Below are 16,113 nucleotides of genomic sequence, written 5' to 3'. Positions count from 1 at the left end.
TGATCCGTTCCTTTAACGCAGATTCGCTACTCGGCCTCGCAAACGGTACTGGTGGCCAGCCCCGTGCCCGTCTAGATTTTGAATCGCGCCACCGTCTCGTGCAGTGCTCCTGCCATCTGCGCCAATTCCAGACCGGCGGTGTGGGTCTGCTGGGCACCCAGCAAGACCTGCCCGGACACGTTACGAATGCTCACCAGATTGCGATCCACCTCACGAGCCACCAATGCCTGCTCCTCTGTGGCGCTGGCGATCATCATGTTGCGCTCATTGATCTGCGAGATTGACCGGGTGATCGCTTCCAGTGCCTCGCCTGAGCGTTGCGCGACTTCCAGGGTCGTCTGTACCAGGTGACCGCTACTTTGCATGGCGGTCACCGCGTGCCCGGTATCGAGCCGAATGTTGCCAATCATCTGCTCGATTTCCTGGGTCGACACCTGAGTGCGATGGGCCAGTGCCCGCACCTCGTCGGCGACCACCGCAAAACCACGTCCGGCATCACCGGCACGGGCTGCTTCAATCGCCGCGTTGAGGGCCAGCAAATTGGTTTGCTCGGCAATGCTGCGAATCACCTCCAGCACCGTGCTGATGTCTTGTACGCGCCCGGCCAATTGCTGGATACGCTGCGAGGTATCCGTCATGCCGTCCGCCAGCGTGCCTATCGAGGCGACTGTTTCCTGAACGTGTTCACGGCCGCGCTGCGCGGTTTGCTCGGACACCCGGGACGCCTCGCTGGTGCTGACGGCATTGCGTGCGACCTCGTCGACGGCCGCCGTCATTTGATTGATCGCCGTCGCAGCCTGCTCGATCTCCAGGCTCTGCAACTGCAGACTGTCACGGGTCTGGCTGCTGACTGCACTCAGCTCTTCGGACGAACTGGCCACCTGATCGACCGACGCCGCGATGTGTTTAACCATCGCGTTCAGGCTTTGTTGCATCTGGTGCATGTTCATCATCACGCTACCGTCGGCATTGGCATTCACCTGCACTTGAATCCTCAGATCGCCTTGCGCGATTTGACTCAGTGCCCGAGCAGCAACATCGGGCTCTCCACCCAAGGGCCGGGTGACACCGCGCGTCACGATGACCGCCGCGGCGATGACCGAGGCCAGGCAGAAAACCAGCAACCCCAGCATGTTCATGCGCGCATCGCTGTACAGGACCTGCGCCGACCTTTCACGATCGGCGAATATCTGCCCTTGCTGCGCCATCAGGACGTCCAGGCTTTTATAAACCTGCTGTTCAGCGGGTATCACTTGCTGTTTCAACTGCGCCATTGCGGCATCAAAGGCACCTTGCCTGATCAAGGCCTGTACCTGGGTGAATGCGGCGACATAAGCTTCGCGATTCCTTTTCAGGGCCATATACGCCGCCTTGCCTTCCGGCAGATCGAACAACGGTTCGAGCGTTTCAAGTGCCTGGCTGATGCGCTTTTTGGTGGCATCGATGGCCTGTTGCGCTTGCTGATTGTCTTTGTCGATCAGCAAGTCCCGGGTGTTCCTGGCGTTGTCCCGAACACCTGTGGCAATGACCATGATCGGATCGATTTTCGGCCAGTCCTGTTTGACGATCACCATTGCCTGGTCCTTCAGCGTTGCCAGATCGTGCAACGCATAGAACGCCAGGCCTGTCAGTACCAACGGCGCGATGGCAAAGCCGATGACGATACGTTGAGCCGTGCTTAACTTGGCCAAATCAAATGCTCCCTGATTAGTACCTGCCCGGCGGGCAGCACATTTGAAACTTCATGTCCGCGTAAGCCTTGGTTCCACCTCACTCCTGTCGTTTTAATGTCCGCGGATGTAGTGTTCCAGTTGCCGGATCAGGTCGGCCTGTTCGGCAATGGCTTCTTTGACCAGATCCCCAATCGATAACAGGCCAATCAACTGGTCGCCTTCCACCACCGGTAAATGGCGCAAATGACTGTCGGTCATGACCTCCATGCAACGCTCGATGCTCTGCTGACTGTCTGCCGTCACCACGGGCGCGCTCATAATGGCCCTGACCGGCGTACCGACCGATGAGCGCCCCTGCAGAACGACCTTGCGCGCATAGTCGCGTTCGCTGATAACGCCGACTACCTGCCCCTCCTCTATGACGGGCAGAGCACCCACATTCTTCTCGGCCATCAGCTTCAGCGCTTCAAGGACCATCTGGTCTGGCGCGATGCTATGTACTTGCTGGTTTTGCACGACCTTCAGCTTCAGCAATTGTGCGGCTGTTTTCATACGGACCTCCGACGTCAATCACGCTTAAAAAAGCAAAAAAAAAACGCCTGAAACCTTTCGGTTTCAGGCGCCTTTGCCTGTTCTTGTGCGGTGTTAAAACCAGACGTCCATGCCTGATGCACCGAAGTTGCCCATGACCTGTTCGGCCAATCGATCATCGTTGACCGAGGGGGCTGTCCACTGGAATCCGTTCCAGATGATCCTGATACGAGCCTTGCAGCCTTTGTGCCAGTCGACAGCAGTAAACTTCATCCTGCGTGGGAACCCTGGATCTGAGCGATAGAGGATTGTCACGGTGACTGCGATCCAAGCGAGTTTCGGCGGGATGGGCAGACTTTCAAGAGCGCGCTTTGATACGAATAACCATTCGAGACGCTTGAGCAGACGGAGTCGAAAGCTCATTGTGTTGACTCCCTCTGGTGCAAATGGTTATGCATAGCGCTTTATAAAAGTGCATCCGGGCGGTGTGGCAAGTTTTGAGCACTGCCTTACACTGCGATACACCCACTGCAACTGTTCAACGGATCGATAGGTCCCACGGCAATCCGTGGCATCACCTCATGATTCGGGTGAAACCAACATGAAAACGGTCACCGCCCTTTTCACCTGTCTGCTTGCTGCCAGCGTGTGCGCGGCGACAAGCACCTGTGTGAACGCGGCCCCTCCTTCGCCAATCTTCAAGACCAGTTTCGACTGCGCCCAGGCAAGGGCATCCATCGAAAAGCTTATCTGTCGCGATCCGCAACTGGCACAGATGGATATCGAACTGACGCGTCTTTATCGCCTGGCGCTCACGGATGAACATTCAGTACCGCCTCCAGACACCGTCATGATCGACCAACAGTTCTGGATCGAGGCCCGTAATCAGTGCGCCTCCGCGCCTGCGCCCAAGGTGTGCACGATCCGAAGTTATGCCGCGCGCGCGCACCAGCTGCGCCAAGGCTCGGCAATTGTGAGAACCAAGGATCCAGACCGGCTCACCGAAGGCCCCCTGGCTTTTCGTTGTACGGGGTTTGACGCGCTGATTACTGCCACCTTCTTCAGCACGCAACCGGGTGTCGTGTACCTGAAATGGGCGAATACTTCGATCACCCTGAGCCAGGTGCCAAGTAATTCTGGAACCCAATACGCTGGCAAGGACTTCCAGGGGAACTACAGCTTCTGGCAAAACGACAATGTGGTCCTTTTCCAAAAACCAGGCTCCGCCGAAATGAGTTGTACGGCCGAGCCGGCCGGCTGATTGCGCTGGTGCAACGGTCGCTTAGTTTCCGTTTGGAGAGCTGCAGGCGAGGATACAGAACCCTCGCCACTAACCTGTCCCTCAAAAAACAGCGATATGCGAGTCCGTTCGAAAGGTGCGGGTGCGGGCGTGGCTCGGCTGGCCGAAGATCTGAATGATGAGCGGCCATACCGTCATGGAGACGGTATAGCCGGTTATGGTGACGGTGCGAGCGAGTTTTATTGGTGCTGAACCTGCAACTGGGACGACACCTGGACCCGCGCGAGCATGTGCTCGGCCCCTCCCCCGCGACGCATGCCGCGCACCGGGCAAGCGTCGAGGTACTCGAGGCCCACCGCCAGTTTCAGATGACGCTCGGGCAGCACCAACCTGTTGGTGACGTCGAAGCTGTACCAACCATCGTCGAGCCAGGCTTCGGCCCAGGCATGGCTGGCCAGATGGCTTTCATCTTCTGTGCACAGATAACCGGAGACGTAGCGCGCAGGAATGCCCAGGCTGCGAGCGCAGGCCAGGAAAGCATGGGTATGGTCCTGGCAGACCCCGACGCCGGCGGCAAAGGCTTCGGCTGCGGTGGTGTCCACCGCTGTAGCGCCCGGGCTGTAGACCATGTGTTCGGCGAGGCCATTCATAAGGTCAATCAACGCCCCGCGATCACGCCGCGTGCCGCACCGCTGTATGGCAAAGGCATTGAGGGCGTCGTCAGCCTTGGTCAGATGGCTGGTGCGCAAGAACGGCAACGGCGACTGACTGTCGTGCTCCACCTCCAGCATCTGGTCGATTTCCACCTGACCATAGGCGGTCAGCACGAGGGCGCCGTGGGGCTCATCCATCGTCAATACGTGCAGGATGTTGCCGTAAGGATCGAGCTGGCTACGTACCAGGCGCGGCAGTTCCAGGTGCCATTCCAGAATGTGCTGGCGCTCGGTGTTCTTGGGCGTCAAACGCAGGAACTGGATGCTGGTGCAGACTTCGTCGGTGTAGCTGTAGGTGGTGTCGTGGCGTATGGACAGTTTCATACGACCTCCAGATAGGATTCGTGGACGGTCTGGCCGAGATGGCGAACCTGGGAGATGAAATCAGTCAGCCAGAGGTGCAGACCGAAGCCGAGAATCTCGTCGATCCCGGTGTAGCGCAGCCGCGCATTCAATTCGGCGGCCAGCCGCTGGGCCGCCCGCCCGTTACTGCCCGGCAGGCTGGCGAGGATCTGGTCCAGTTCCTCGATGCAGGCGTGCAGCGAACGTGGAACGGCGGCGCGCAACAGCAGCATCTCGGAGACCTGCTCGGCGTTCGGTGCGTTGCGGTAGAGCTCGTTGAACGCCTCGAAAGACGACAAGGCGCGCAGCAAGGCGCTCCATTGGTAGTAGCCGCGGGCCGAGTTGTCGCTCACCTCCTCCGACTCCTCGCCGTACATTTCGTAGCGCGCATCCAGCAGGCGCAGGGTGTTGTCGGCGCGTTCGAGGAAGGTGCCCAGTCGAATGAAGCAGTAGGCATCGTTGCGCATGATGGTGCCGGAGGTTGCCCCGCGGAACAGGTGCGAGCGCTCCTTGACCCATTCGCAGAAATGGCTGATGCCATAACGACCCAGGCCATTGCGGGCGATGTTGCGCATCTCCAGCCAGGTGGCGTTGATGTTCTCCCACATGTCGGCGGTGATCCGCCCACGTACCGCGTGGGCATTGGCCCGCGCCGCCTGCAGACAGCAATAGATACTGCCGGGATTGGTTTCATCCAGCGCGAAAAAATGCAGCATGCGTTCGGTATTGAGTTCGCCGTAGCGCTGGTTGTAGTCGTCCAGCGTGCCGGCGGCCAACAGCGACATCGACAGCTCGGCATGACCGTCGGTGCGCCCGGCCTGGGGCATCAGCGACAGCGAGTAACTGACTTCGAGCATGCGCGCCAGGTTTTCGGCGCGCTCCAGATAACGGGACATCCAGTAGAGGTCCGAAGCGGTTCTTGAAAGCATGTCTTAGTCCTCCACTACCCAAGTGTCTTTGGTGCCGCCGCCCTGGGACGAGTTCACCACCAGCGAGCCTTCGCGCAATGCCACGCGGGTCAGGCCGCCGGGCACCAGGCGGGTTTCACGGCCCGACAGTACAAACGGGCGCAGGTCGATGTGGCGTGGGGCGATGCCGCTTTCGACAAAGGTCGGGCACGTGGACAGGCACAGCGTCGGCTGGGCGATATAGGCTTCGGGGCGGGCCTTGAGACGTGCGCGGAAGTCCTCGATTTCCGCCGCCGTGGCCGCCGGGCCGACCAGCATCCCGTAGCCGCCGGAACCCTGGGTTTCCTTGACCACCAGTTCGGGAAGATTGGCCAGCACGTGGGACAGCTCTTCCGGTTTGCGACATTGCCAGGTCGGTACGTTCTTGAGGATTGGCTCCTCGTCGAGGTAGAAGCGAATCATGTCGCCCACATAGGGGTAGATCGACTTGTCATCCGCCACACCGGTGCCAATCGCATTGGCGAGGATCACGTTCCCTGCGCGATAAACCGTCACCAGCCCGGGCACGCCCAGCATGGAGTCCGGATTGAAAGACAGCGGGTCGAGAAACGCATCGTCGAGGCGCCGATAAATCACATCCACCTGTTTCGGGCCGGCGGTGGTGCGCATGTAGACATGATCGTCGCGGACGAACAGATCGGCGCCTTCAACCAGTTCCACACCCATTTCACGGGCCAGGAACGCGTGTTCGAAGTAAGCGCTGTTGAAGCGGCCCGGGGTCAGTACCACGGTCGTCGGGTTGTCCAGGGGGCTGGAACTCTTGAGGGTGTCCAGCAGCAGGTTCGGGTAGTGGTCGATGGGCGCCACACGCTGGGCGGCGAAGAGTTCGGGAAACAGGCGCATCATCATCTTGCGGTCTTCGAGCATGTAGCTGACGCCGCTGGGCGTGCGCAGATTGTCTTCGAGTACGTAGTAACTGCCGTCGCCATCGCGGACCAGATCGACCCCGGAGATGTGGGCATAGATGCCGCGGTGCAGATTCAGGCCCTGCATGGCGACCTGATAACCCTCGTTGGCCAACACCTGTTCGGCCGGGATAATGCCCTCCTTGAGAATCCGTTGCCCGTGATAGATATCGGCCAGGAACATGTTCAAGGCCTGGACCCGCTGAATGCAGCCACGCTCGACCATCTGCCATTCGCTGGCCTTGATGCTGCGTGGAATGATATCGAACGGAATCAACCGCTCGGTGCCTTGCTCGTCCCCATATAACGTGAAGGTGATGCCGGCTCGATGGAACAGCAGGTCGGCTTCGCGACGACGCTGATCCAGCAGCTCCAGGGGCGTGTCCGCCAACCAGCGCGCAAACTCCTGGTAATGTGGGCGGCAGCCACCACTCGCATCATACATTTCATTAAAAAAAGCTCGGGACATACCCCACTCCTTGCCGCGATACAGCCGGCATTTTTTATAACTTTGTCATTCCAATAGATGAAGCCTTACGTTGTTTTAGTGAGTACTGTTTCTGTAAAGCACCTCAGTGTGCACCGTGAACTTCCTGTCCCTTTATGAAGCTGGAAGCTCACGATTCCGACAGCGTCTTGACGCATTCTGGCGTCAGAGATCTGGCCGTTTCCGGATTAGCTTACTGGCGCTCCTACTTGTAACGCCCCCAGTTTCTTTTCACGCAAAAACCACACTTCCGATGGTTTGAAAGTGCTTTTGCAAGGGCTGTGCCCACGCAACGCCAGGGCCGTTAAAAATCGAAAAAGCCTTCAATAATGATGCTGGGGCGACATTTTCTTTCATTTTTACGGTGTTTTTCTCGTAACAAGTTGAAACATTTATTGAACTTACCGTTTGCACAACTCTGGCGCGGACAAAATCGGTGCATTGGGTAAACACGTTGACTTTATTGCCCTGTAAACGGGAAATTTTTACTCACTCTTTTTTATGAGCGTTGTAATACCAATCCTTCAGACCCGTACATCGAATTGCATCCTTGCACCATTAATGCGCACACAAACGCACTCCATGACTGCGCATGGAGTTAAAGCGCTCGCTAGTGATGCACGACGGTATTCAGTTGAATGAGCGTTCAAGTGCCGTCGAGCTCCCCCGTTGTCAGGCAGGTGCAGCCTCCAATCCAATCCGACAGATCAACCTTGTCTCCAAGCGATCTCCACAGTACCTGCGACACAGCGCATGACCCGCCTCCGATGCCCTTCGCTCTTTTCATCGCCTTCTGGCCGGAAACTCATTTCAGCCTCTTGCGCTACCAATATTATGGTATACCATCATACGCACAAACACCTCTCAACCCGCATACGGAGCAGCTCATGAGTTTCGAAATCCGCAAGATCGTCAGCTACGTCGAAGAAACCTTTATTGAAGGCGGCAAAGCCGCCGACAAGCCGGTGACCATGGTCGGTCTGGCCGTGGTGATGAAAAACCCCTGGTTGGGCCGCGGCTTTGTCGAAGACCTGAAACCGGAAATTCGCGCCAACTGCTCCGACCTCGGCGCGCTGATGGTCGAACGCCTGGTGGGAATTATTGGCGGTGCCGAGAAGATCGAGGCTTACGGCAAGGCGGCTGTAGTGGGCGCCGACGGCGAAATCGAGCACGCCTCCGCCGTCATCCACACCCTGCGCTTCGGCAACCATTACCGCGAAGCGGTTAAAGCCAAGAGCTACCTGAGCTTTACCAACAAACGCGGCGGTCCGGGCACCTCGATCCAGATTCCGATGATGCACAAGGACGACGAAGGCCTGCGCTCGCACTACATCACCCTGGAAATGCAGATCGAAGATGCACCGCGCGCTGACGAAATCGTCGTGGTCCTGGGGTGTGCCGATGGCGGCCGTCTGCACCCACGCATCGGTAACCGTTACATCGATCTGGAAGAACTGGCTGCCGAGAAGGCCCAGTAATTCCGGTAAGAGCCACTACAACAAAAAGGCATGCAGGAGCGCTCCATGATTCGGCTCACCGCTGAAAGCACCCCGGCTGGCACCAGTTACCTGGCGACCGGCCAAGGCCAGCCCGTGGTCTTGATCCACGGCGTGGGCCTGAACAAAGAAATGTGGGGCGGCCAGGTCGTTGGCCTGTCCACTAAATACCGTGTGATTACCTACGACATGCTGGGTCACGGCGCCAGCCCGCGCCCGGAAAGCGGTACGCCCCTTCTCGGCTATGCCGATCAGTTGCTGGAACTGCTCGACCATCTGCAGTTGCCGCAGGCGACGGTCATCGGTTTTTCCATGGGCGGGCTGGTGGCGAGGGCTTTTGCCTTGCATTACCCGCAACGCCTGCAAGGCCTGGTGGTGCTCAACAGCGTGTTCAATCGCAGCCCCGAACAGCGCGCCGGGGTGATTGCCCGCACCGCCCAGGCTGCCGAGCACGGACCGGATGCCAACGCCGAAGCCGCACTGTCGCGCTGGTTCAGCCGCGAATACCAGGCGGCTAATCCGGCGCAGATTGCCGCGCTGCGCCAGACCTTGGCAGATAACGACCCGCAGGGTTACCTGACCACTTATGAGCTGTTCGCCACCCAGGACATGTACCGCGCCGAGGATCTGGCCAATATTCAGGTGCCGACACTGATCGCCACCGGGGAACTGGACCCTGGCTCGACACCGGAAATGGCCCGGCAATTGGCCGAACGAATTCCAGGTGCCACGGTTGCCGTGCTCGCCGAGCAACGGCATATGATGCCCGTAGAATCGCCGCGCCTGGTCAACCAGCTGTTGCTGGAGTTTCTCGACACCGCGCACGCCCGACAAAACCCAAAAAAGGGGATCGTTGCATGACACTCGCACGCTTCCAGATGTGCATCGGCGGTGAATGGGTCGATGCCCTGTCCGGCAAAACCTTTGAAAGCCTGAACCCGGCCCTGGCCCAAGCCTGGGCTGAACTGCCCGATGCCGACGAAGCTGACGTCGAGCGTGCCGTACAGGCAGCGCAGACTGCTTTCGATAGCCCGGCCTGGCGTGGCCTCAGCGCCACCGCTCGCGGTAAATTGCTGCGTCGGCTTGGCGACCTGATCGCCGAAAACAAAGAGCAACTGGCGCAGCTGGAAAGCCGCGACAACGGCAAGCTGATTCGCGAAACCCGTGGCCAGGTTGGCTATTTGCCGGAGTTCTTCCACTACACCGCAGGCCTGGCCGACAAGCTCGAAGGCGGCACCCTGCCCCTCGACAAACCGGACCTGTTTGCCTACACGGTGCACGAAGCCATGGGCGTGGTCGCGGCGATCATCCCCTGGAACAGCCCGCTGTACCTGACGGCGATCAAGCTGGCTCCGGCCCTGGCGGCAGGCAACACCATCGTGATCAAACCGTCGGAACATGCTTCCGCAACCATTCTTGAGTTGGCGCGTCTGGCACTGGAAGCCGGCATTCCTCCGGGCGTAGTCAACGTTGTCACTGGCTACGGCCCCAGCACCGGCGCGGCCCTGACCCGTCATCCACTGGTACGCAAGATTGCCTTCACCGGCGGTGCCGCAACGGCGCGGCATGTGGTGCGCAGCAGCGCCGAGAACTTCGCCAAGCTGTCGCTGGAGCTGGGCGGAAAATCGCCGAACATCATTTTTGCCGACGCCGACCTCGACAGCGCGATCAACGGTGCGATTGCCGGGATCTACGCGGCCTCCGGTCAGAGCTGCGTCTCCGGCTCGCGGCTGTTGGTGCAGGACGAAATCTACGATGAGTTCGTCTCACGTCTGGTGGAGCGTGCCAAGCGTATCCGCATCGGCAACCCGCAGGATGACGCGAGTGAAATGGGCCCGATGGCCACCGCGCAACAACTGGCTGTGGTCGAAGGCCTGGTGGCCGATGCCATCGCCGAAGGCGCTCACTTGCGACTGGGCGGCAAGCGTCCGCAGAATCTGGGTGACGGTTGGTTCTACGAGCCGACCTTGTTCGAGTGCGACCGCAACTCGATGAAGATCATGCAGGAAGAAGTCTTCGGTCCGGTAGCTTCGGTCATTCGTTTCAAGGACGAAGCCGAAGCCCTGGCAATTGCTAACGACTCGCAGTTCGGCCTCGCCGCCGGCATCTGGACCCGCGACCTGGGTCGTGCCCATCGCCTGGCCCGGGACGTGCGTTCGGGGATTATCTGGGTCAACACCTACCGTGCGGTATCGGCCATGGCGCCGATCGGCGGCTTCAAGAACAGCGGCTATGGACGCGAAAGCGGCATCGATTCGGTGCTGGCCTACACCGAACTGAAAACGGTGTGGATCAACCTCTCTCAGGCACCGATGCCTGATCCCTTCGTGATGCGCTAGGAGACCGCCGACATGATCGAACCCGGCATTTACAAAGACGTCATGAGCTCGTTCCCTTCCGGGGTAACGGTGGTCACCACTCTGGACCCGGACGGCGGTATCGTCGGCATCACAGCCAGCGCCTTCAGTGCGCTGTCGATTGATCCGGCGCTGGTGCTGTTCTGCCCCAACTATGCCTCCGACACTTACCCGATCCTGCGTGACAGCAAGCAGTTCGCGATTCACTTGCTGTCGGCCGACCAGACTGCCGAAGCCTATGCGTTTGCCGGAAAAGGCAAAGACAAGGCCAAAGGCATCGCCTGGCACCTCAGTGAGCTGGGCAACCCGCTGCTGGACAACGCCACGGCGATCATCGAGTGCGAACTGTGGCGTGAATACGATGGCGGCGATCACGCCATCATCGTCGGCGCGGTGAAGAACCTGATTCTGCCCGAGCAACCGGTGACGCCGATGATCTACCACAAAGGCAAGCTGGGTCCTCTGCCTACCCTGGCCTGATATTTACTTTCAGGGGCGCAGGTCCATGTGGGAGCGCGTCCCCCATTTTCTCAGGAGCCGGCATGAGCCCAGCAGCCTTGCAACTGTTCCGCCAGCAGGCCTTTATCGATGGCCAATGGCTGGATGCGCCGAATGGCGCCTGTCAGAACATCTTCAACCCGGCCTCCGGTGAACTGATCGGCCGGGTGCCAAACCTTGGCGCCAGCGAAGCACGCCAAGCCATCGCCGCCGCCAATAAGGCCTGGCCGGCCTGGCGTGCGTTGACGGCCAAGGAACGCAGCCAGACACTCAAGTGCTGGCACGCACTGATGCTGGAACATGCCGACGCCCTGGCCGAAATCCTCACTCTCGAACAAGGCAAGCCACTGGCCGAATCCAAGGGCGAAATCCTCTACGCCGCAAGCTTCATCGAGTGGTTCGCCGAAGAAGCCAAGCGCATTTATGGCGACACTATTCCCAGCCACAAAGGTGATGCGCGCATTGTGGTCAGCAAAGAGCCGATTGGTGTGGTGGCGGCCATCACTCCGTGGAATTTCCCGGCGGCGATGATCACCCGCAAAGCCGGTCCGGCGCTGGCCGCCGGCTGCCCGTGCATCGTCAAACCGGCCCCGGAAACTCCGTTCTCGGCGCTGGCCATGGCCGTGCTGGCCGAACAGGCGGGCATTCCACCGGGCATTTTCAACGTAATCACAGGTGACGCGGTGGCCATCGGTGCTGAGCTGACTGCCAGTCCACAGGTGCGAAAACTGTCGTTCACCGGTTCCACCGCCATCGGCAAACTGCTCATGGCGCAGTGCGCGCCGACGCTGAAGAAGGTCTCGCTGGAACTGGGGGGCAATGCGCCCTTCATCGTGTTCGACGATGCTGATCTGGAGCGTGCGGTGGACGGTGCGCTGATCGCCAAGTTTCGCAACGCCGGGCAAACCTGCGTCTGCGTCAATCGCTTCCTGGTCCAGCGCGGTATTCACGACGCCTTTGTTGCTCGCTTGGCCGAGCGCGTAAAACAACTTCACGTCGGCAGCGGTTTCGACGCCAACGTGAACCAGGGTCCACTGATCAACGAACGCGCCGTGGCCAAGGTCGAAGATCACGTACAGGACGCGCTCGCCCAAGGTGCCCAACTGCTCTGCGGCGGTGAGCGTCATGCACTCGGGCACGGGTTCTTTCAGCCGACGGTACTGGCCGGCGTCACCACGCAGATGAAGGTCGCCCAGGAAGAAACCTTCGGCCCTCTGGCGGCGGTGTTCCGCTTCGACACGGAAGCCGAAGCTGTACAGCTGGCCAACGACACCGAGTTCGGCCTCGCCGCTTATTGCTACACCCGCGATCTGGGCCGTGCCTGGCGTATGAGTGAAGCCCTGGAGTACGGCATGGTCGGGATCAACGAAGGGCTGATCTCCACCGAGGTCGCGCCGTTTGGTGGCATCAAATCCTCGGGCCTGGGCCGTGAAGGTTCCAAGTACGGCATCGAGGATTATCTGGAACTCAAATACACCCTGATGGGTGGACTTGAAGACTTCGGGAGCACGCAGCGATGAACAACGAGAAATATGAACAAGGGCTGAAAATCCGTACTCAGGTGCTGGGCGAAGCCTATGTGAACCGTTCGATCGAGAACGCCGACGACTTCACCCGGCCGCTGCAAGAGCTGGTCACCGAGTACTGCTGGGGCCACGTCTGGGGCCGTGAGGGTTTGTCGCTTAAAGAGCGCAGCATGATAAACTTGGCGATGATTTCGGCCCTCAACCGGCCCCACGAACTCAAGCTGCATGTGCGCGGCGCCTTGCGTAACGGGCTGAGTCGTGAACAAATACGCGAAATTCTGCTTCAGGTCGGTATTTATTGCGGTGTCCCCGCTGCCGTAGACAGCTTCCGGCTGGCCCGTGAAGCCTTCGCCGAAGCCGACGCCGAGGCCTCCAGTTAACCCTTGGCTGTTTTGATGACCGAGCACGATGATCCTGGATCGAAGTGCTCTTTTTGCATGGACAGCCACACTCAGAGCGGACCCCATGAAACGCCTGCCACTCGACGACAGCTTCAAGGTCAATCGCAACCCCGTTACCCTGCGCGAAATCGTGCTGGATAAACTGCGAAGCGCCATCATGAACTTCCAGCTTATGCCGGGAGACCGTCTGGTCGAGCGCGATCTGTGCGATCGACTGGGGGTCAGCCGCACGTCTGTACGCGAAGCCTTGCGTCACCTGGAATCCGAAGGTCTGGTGGAGTTCGCCGACGCCAAGGGCCCACGGGTCGCCATCATCACCTTGGCCGATGCTGTCGATATCTATGAGCTGCGTTGCGTGCTCGAAGGCCTGATCGTTCAGCTGTTCACCCTGCGCGCCAAGGCCAAGAACATCAAGGCCCTGGAAAAGGCCCTGGAGGAAAACCGCAAGGCCCTCAAGGAAGGCGAACTGCAACAGGTTATCGACTCGGTCCAGGGTTTCTACGACGTCCTGCTCGAAGGCTCCGGCAACCATGTCGCGGCCACCCAGCTGCGTCAGTTACAAGCACGGATCAGCTACCTGCGGGCGACGTCGGTATCCCAGGAAAACCGTCGCAGCAGCAGTAACCAGGAAATGGAACGCATGGTCGAAGCGATCAAGAGCGGCGATCCGTTGGCCGCTCACCAGGCGTGTGTCGACCACGTGCGCGCCGCCGCCAAGGTCGCTCTCGATTACCTCAAGCGCAAACAGGAAGAAACCGGCGTTATTCCGGAGATCACCCTGCCCATCGCGCTCAAAGAACCGCGCATAGGTCGCTAACCATGTTCAGCCCGAGCTTTTGTCCAAAGTGCGGTGGCAATGACCTCAGGTCTCAGCTTCCGCCGGGCGATACGCACGAGCGCCTGATGTGCCGCGGTTGCGGCTACATCCATTACGTCAATCCGAAAATCATTGCCGGCTGCATCATCGAGCAGGACGGCAAGTACCTGCTGTGTCAGCGCGCCATCCCGCCGCGTCCAGGCACCTGGACCTTGCCGGCGGGGTTTATGGAAGGTGGAGAGACCACCGAGCAGGCCGCGCTGCGCGAAGTCTGGGAAGAGAGTGGTGTGCGCGCGGAAATCCTCTCGCCCTACTCGATCTTCAGCGTGCCGAAGATCAGCGAGGTGTACATCATCTTCCGCGCCATCGCCCTGGAGATCACCGGCCAGTACGGGCCGGAAACCCTCGACTACAAATTCTTCGCGCCCGAGGACATCCCTTGGGACAGCATCTACTACCCGGCGATCCGGCAAATCCTCGAACGCTACATCGAGGAACGCCGGGCCGGGGTCTACGGCATCTACATCGGTAACGACGACACCGGCAAGATCCACTTCATCCGCTAGCAGTCCCCATCTACAGCCCCAACCGTCTTGCGTAGGAGCTGCCGAAGGCTGCGATCTTTTGATCTTGAACCGCCAAAAGATCGCAGCCTTCGGCAGCTCCTACGGGTGGCATTACAACGGCGCTACGCCCTCGACAATGATTACTTCGGCCCGAGCCGCGCCCTCTCGGTGTCGTTTCGCCTCTTGATATTGCTCGCTGCGGTAACAGGCCAGCGCCTGCTCGTAAGAATCGAACTCGATAACCACGCTGCGTTGTGGTTCGCGGCGACCTTCCAGCGCTTCGCTGCGCCCGCCCCGAGCCAGCATCCGCCCACCGTACAACGCGAAAGCCGCCGGTGCCCGCTGCGTGTATTGGCTGTATTGATCGGGGTCGGTGACATCCACATGTGCAATCCAGTACGCCTTCATAGTGACCTCTTGTTTGATTTTGTATTATGGTATACCAATAAATATACCCACCAAACACTGAGAGTTCCAGCATGGCCTTCAACAGCATCGAAGAAATCATCGAAGATTATCGTCTCGGCAAAATGGTGCTGCTGGTCGATGACGAGGATCGGGAAAACGAAGGCGACCTGCTGCTCGCCGCCGACTGTTGCAACGCCGAGGCCATCAGCTTCATGGCCCGCGAAGCCCGTGGCCTGATCTGTCTGACCTTGACCGACGAGCACTGCCAACGCCTCGGGCTGGAGCAGATGGTGCCGAGCAACGGCAGCGCCTTCAGCACTGCCTTCACCGTGTCTATCGAGGCCGCCACCGGCGTGACCACCGGTATCTCCGCCGCCGACCGGGCGCGCACCGTCGCGGCGGCAGTCGCCGCCAACGCCGGGCCTGCCGATCTTGTGCAACCCGGCCATATCTTTCCCTTACGCGCCAAGGAAGGCGGCGTGCTGACCCGCGCCGGTCATACCGAGGCCGGTTGCGACCTGGCGCGCCTGGCCGGCTTTACTCCCGCCTCGGTGATTGTCGAAGTGATGAATGATGACGGCACCATGGCCCGCCGCCCGGACCTGGAAGTGTTCGCGCGCAAGCACGGGATCAGGATCGGCACCATCGCCGACCTGATCCACTATCGCCTCAGCACCGAACGCACCGTGGTGCGTATCGGCGAACGTGAACTGCCCACGGTGCATGGCACCTTCCGGCTGATCACCTTTGAAGACCGCATCGAAGGCGGCGTCCACATGGCGATGGTCATGGGTGAGTTACGCCGTGACGAACCGACGCTGGTGCGTGTGCATGTGATCGACCCGCTGCGCGATCTCGTGGGCGCCGAATACAACGGCCCCTCCAACTGGACGCTATGGGCAGCGTTACAGCGGGTGGCCGCAGAGGGTCGCGGCGTGGTGGTCGTGCTGGCCAACCATGAGTCGTCGCAGGCGCTGCTTGAGCGCGTGCCCCAGCTGACCCAGGCACAGCGACAGTTCAGCCGTTCGCAATCGCGCATCTATTCTGAAGTAGGTACCGGGGCGCAGATTCTGCAGGATCTCGGGGTCGGCAAGCTGCGACATCTCGGGCCGCCGCTGAAGTACGCCGGTTTGACCGGTTATGACCTCGAAGTGGTGGAGAGCATCCCTTTCACCGAATGATTCC

General features: G+C 59.8%; 17 protein-coding genes. 10 read left to right on the top strand and 7 right to left on the bottom strand.

Annotated features, from left to right (window positions below; translation table 11 throughout):
* Window positions 1-71: 71 nt before the first annotated feature.
* The 3 genes from KRR23_RS14105 to KRR23_RS14095 form a co-directional block, all read right to left on the bottom strand.
* Entirely contained in the window at window positions 72-1,691 is a 1,620-nt protein-coding gene (locus tag KRR23_RS14105) for a methyl-accepting chemotaxis protein (RefSeq protein WP_216742983.1), read from the bottom strand.
* Between the two features lie 93 nt (window positions 1,692-1,784).
* A complete protein-coding gene (locus KRR23_RS14100; protein WP_216742982.1) occupies window positions 1,785-2,225 on the bottom strand; it encodes a CBS domain-containing protein in 441 nt (146 codons plus the stop codon).
* Between the two features lie 93 nt (window positions 2,226-2,318).
* Window positions 2,319-2,627, bottom strand: coding sequence for a hypothetical protein (locus tag KRR23_RS14095; protein ID WP_216742981.1), 309 nt, complete (start codon window positions 2,625-2,627; stop codon window positions 2,319-2,321).
* A gap of 178 nt (window positions 2,628-2,805) precedes the next feature.
* Between KRR23_RS14095 and KRR23_RS14090 the strand changes: the two genes are divergently transcribed.
* A complete protein-coding gene (locus KRR23_RS14090; protein WP_216742980.1) occupies window positions 2,806-3,465 on the top strand; it encodes an MliC family protein in 660 nt (219 codons plus the stop codon).
* Window positions 3,466-3,683: 218 nt separating this feature from the next.
* Here the strand turns inward: KRR23_RS14090 and KRR23_RS14085 are convergent, their stop codons facing one another.
* Genes KRR23_RS14085 through KRR23_RS14075 form a run of 3 tightly spaced genes read right to left on the bottom strand, consistent with a single transcriptional unit; the run spans window position 3,684 to window position 6,841 of the window.
* Window positions 3,684-4,481, bottom strand: coding sequence for a transglutaminase family protein (locus tag KRR23_RS14085; protein WP_216742979.1), 798 nt, complete (start codon window positions 4,479-4,481; stop codon window positions 3,684-3,686).
* Complete coding sequence (locus KRR23_RS14080) at window positions 4,478-5,428, bottom strand: alpha-E domain-containing protein (RefSeq protein WP_054597419.1); 951 nt, start codon at window positions 5,426-5,428, stop codon at window positions 4,478-4,480. Before KRR23_RS14080 ends, KRR23_RS14085 begins: the two co-directional genes overlap by 4 nt.
* 3 nt (window positions 5,429-5,431) lie before the next feature.
* The gene (locus KRR23_RS14075; RefSeq protein ID WP_216742978.1) at window positions 5,432-6,841 is read right to left on the bottom strand and encodes a circularly permuted type 2 ATP-grasp protein; all 1,410 of its coding nucleotides are present in this window, start codon (window positions 6,839-6,841) and stop codon (window positions 5,432-5,434) included.
* 905 nt (window positions 6,842-7,746) lie between these two features.
* Between KRR23_RS14075 and KRR23_RS14070 the strand changes: the two genes are divergently transcribed.
* The 8 genes from KRR23_RS14070 (at window position 7,747) to KRR23_RS14035 (ending at window position 14,520) form a co-directional block, all read left to right on the top strand.
* Complete coding sequence (locus KRR23_RS14070; RefSeq protein WP_216742977.1) at window positions 7,747-8,337, top strand: amino acid synthesis family protein; 591 nt, start codon at window positions 7,747-7,749, stop codon at window positions 8,335-8,337.
* A gap of 45 nt (window positions 8,338-8,382) precedes the next feature.
* The gene (locus KRR23_RS14065) at window positions 8,383-9,216 is read left to right on the top strand and encodes an alpha/beta fold hydrolase (protein ID WP_216742976.1); all 834 of its coding nucleotides are present in this window, start codon (window positions 8,383-8,385) and stop codon (window positions 9,214-9,216) included.
* Window positions 9,213-10,694: an aldehyde dehydrogenase gene (locus KRR23_RS14060; RefSeq protein WP_216742975.1), complete on the top strand. Its 1,482-nt coding sequence runs from the start codon at window positions 9,213-9,215 to the stop codon at window positions 10,692-10,694. The genes KRR23_RS14065 and KRR23_RS14060 overlap by 4 nt, the downstream gene beginning before the upstream one ends.
* A gap of 12 nt (window positions 10,695-10,706) precedes the next feature.
* A complete protein-coding gene (locus tag KRR23_RS14055) occupies window positions 10,707-11,192 on the top strand; it encodes a flavin reductase family protein (protein WP_216742974.1) in 486 nt (161 codons plus the stop codon).
* 62 nt (window positions 11,193-11,254) lie between these two features.
* Window positions 11,255-12,730: an NAD-dependent succinate-semialdehyde dehydrogenase gene (locus KRR23_RS14050; protein WP_216742973.1), complete on the top strand. Its 1,476-nt coding sequence runs from the start codon at window positions 11,255-11,257 to the stop codon at window positions 12,728-12,730.
* Window positions 12,727-13,116, top strand: a complete 390-nt coding sequence (gene pcaC, locus KRR23_RS14045; protein WP_123581622.1) for a 4-carboxymuconolactone decarboxylase — start codon at window positions 12,727-12,729, stop codon at window positions 13,114-13,116. The genes KRR23_RS14050 and pcaC overlap by 4 nt, the downstream gene beginning before the upstream one ends.
* Before the next feature lie 85 nt (window positions 13,117-13,201).
* A complete protein-coding gene (locus tag KRR23_RS14040; RefSeq protein ID WP_123581623.1) occupies window positions 13,202-13,954 on the top strand; it encodes a GntR family transcriptional regulator in 753 nt (250 codons plus the stop codon).
* Window positions 13,955-13,956: 2 nt separating this feature from the next.
* Window positions 13,957-14,520, top strand: a complete 564-nt coding sequence (locus KRR23_RS14035; RefSeq protein WP_216742972.1) for an NUDIX hydrolase — start codon at window positions 13,957-13,959, stop codon at window positions 14,518-14,520.
* 111 nt (window positions 14,521-14,631) lie between these two features.
* Here the strand turns inward: KRR23_RS14035 and KRR23_RS14030 are convergent, their stop codons facing one another.
* Window positions 14,632-14,928 (bottom strand): DUF1330 domain-containing protein, encoded by a 297-nt coding sequence (locus tag KRR23_RS14030; RefSeq protein ID WP_216742971.1) that lies wholly within the window; start codon window positions 14,926-14,928, stop codon window positions 14,632-14,634.
* Window positions 14,929-14,999: 71 nt separating this feature from the next.
* On the opposite strand from KRR23_RS14030, the gene ribBA reads away from it, so the two are divergent.
* Window positions 15,000-16,109 (top strand): bifunctional 3,4-dihydroxy-2-butanone-4-phosphate synthase/GTP cyclohydrolase II, encoded by a 1,110-nt coding sequence (gene ribBA, locus KRR23_RS14025; protein WP_216742970.1) that lies wholly within the window; start codon window positions 15,000-15,002, stop codon window positions 16,107-16,109.
* The last annotated feature ends 4 nt before the right edge of the window (window positions 16,110-16,113 follow it).

The sequence above is a fragment of the Pseudomonas sp. CVAP#3 genome, from assembly GCF_018986375.1.
Taxonomy (GTDB): Bacteria; Pseudomonadota; Gammaproteobacteria; order Pseudomonadales; family Pseudomonadaceae; genus Aquipseudomonas; species Aquipseudomonas helvetica.
This window is presented reverse-complemented; position numbering and strand designations above follow the sequence as displayed.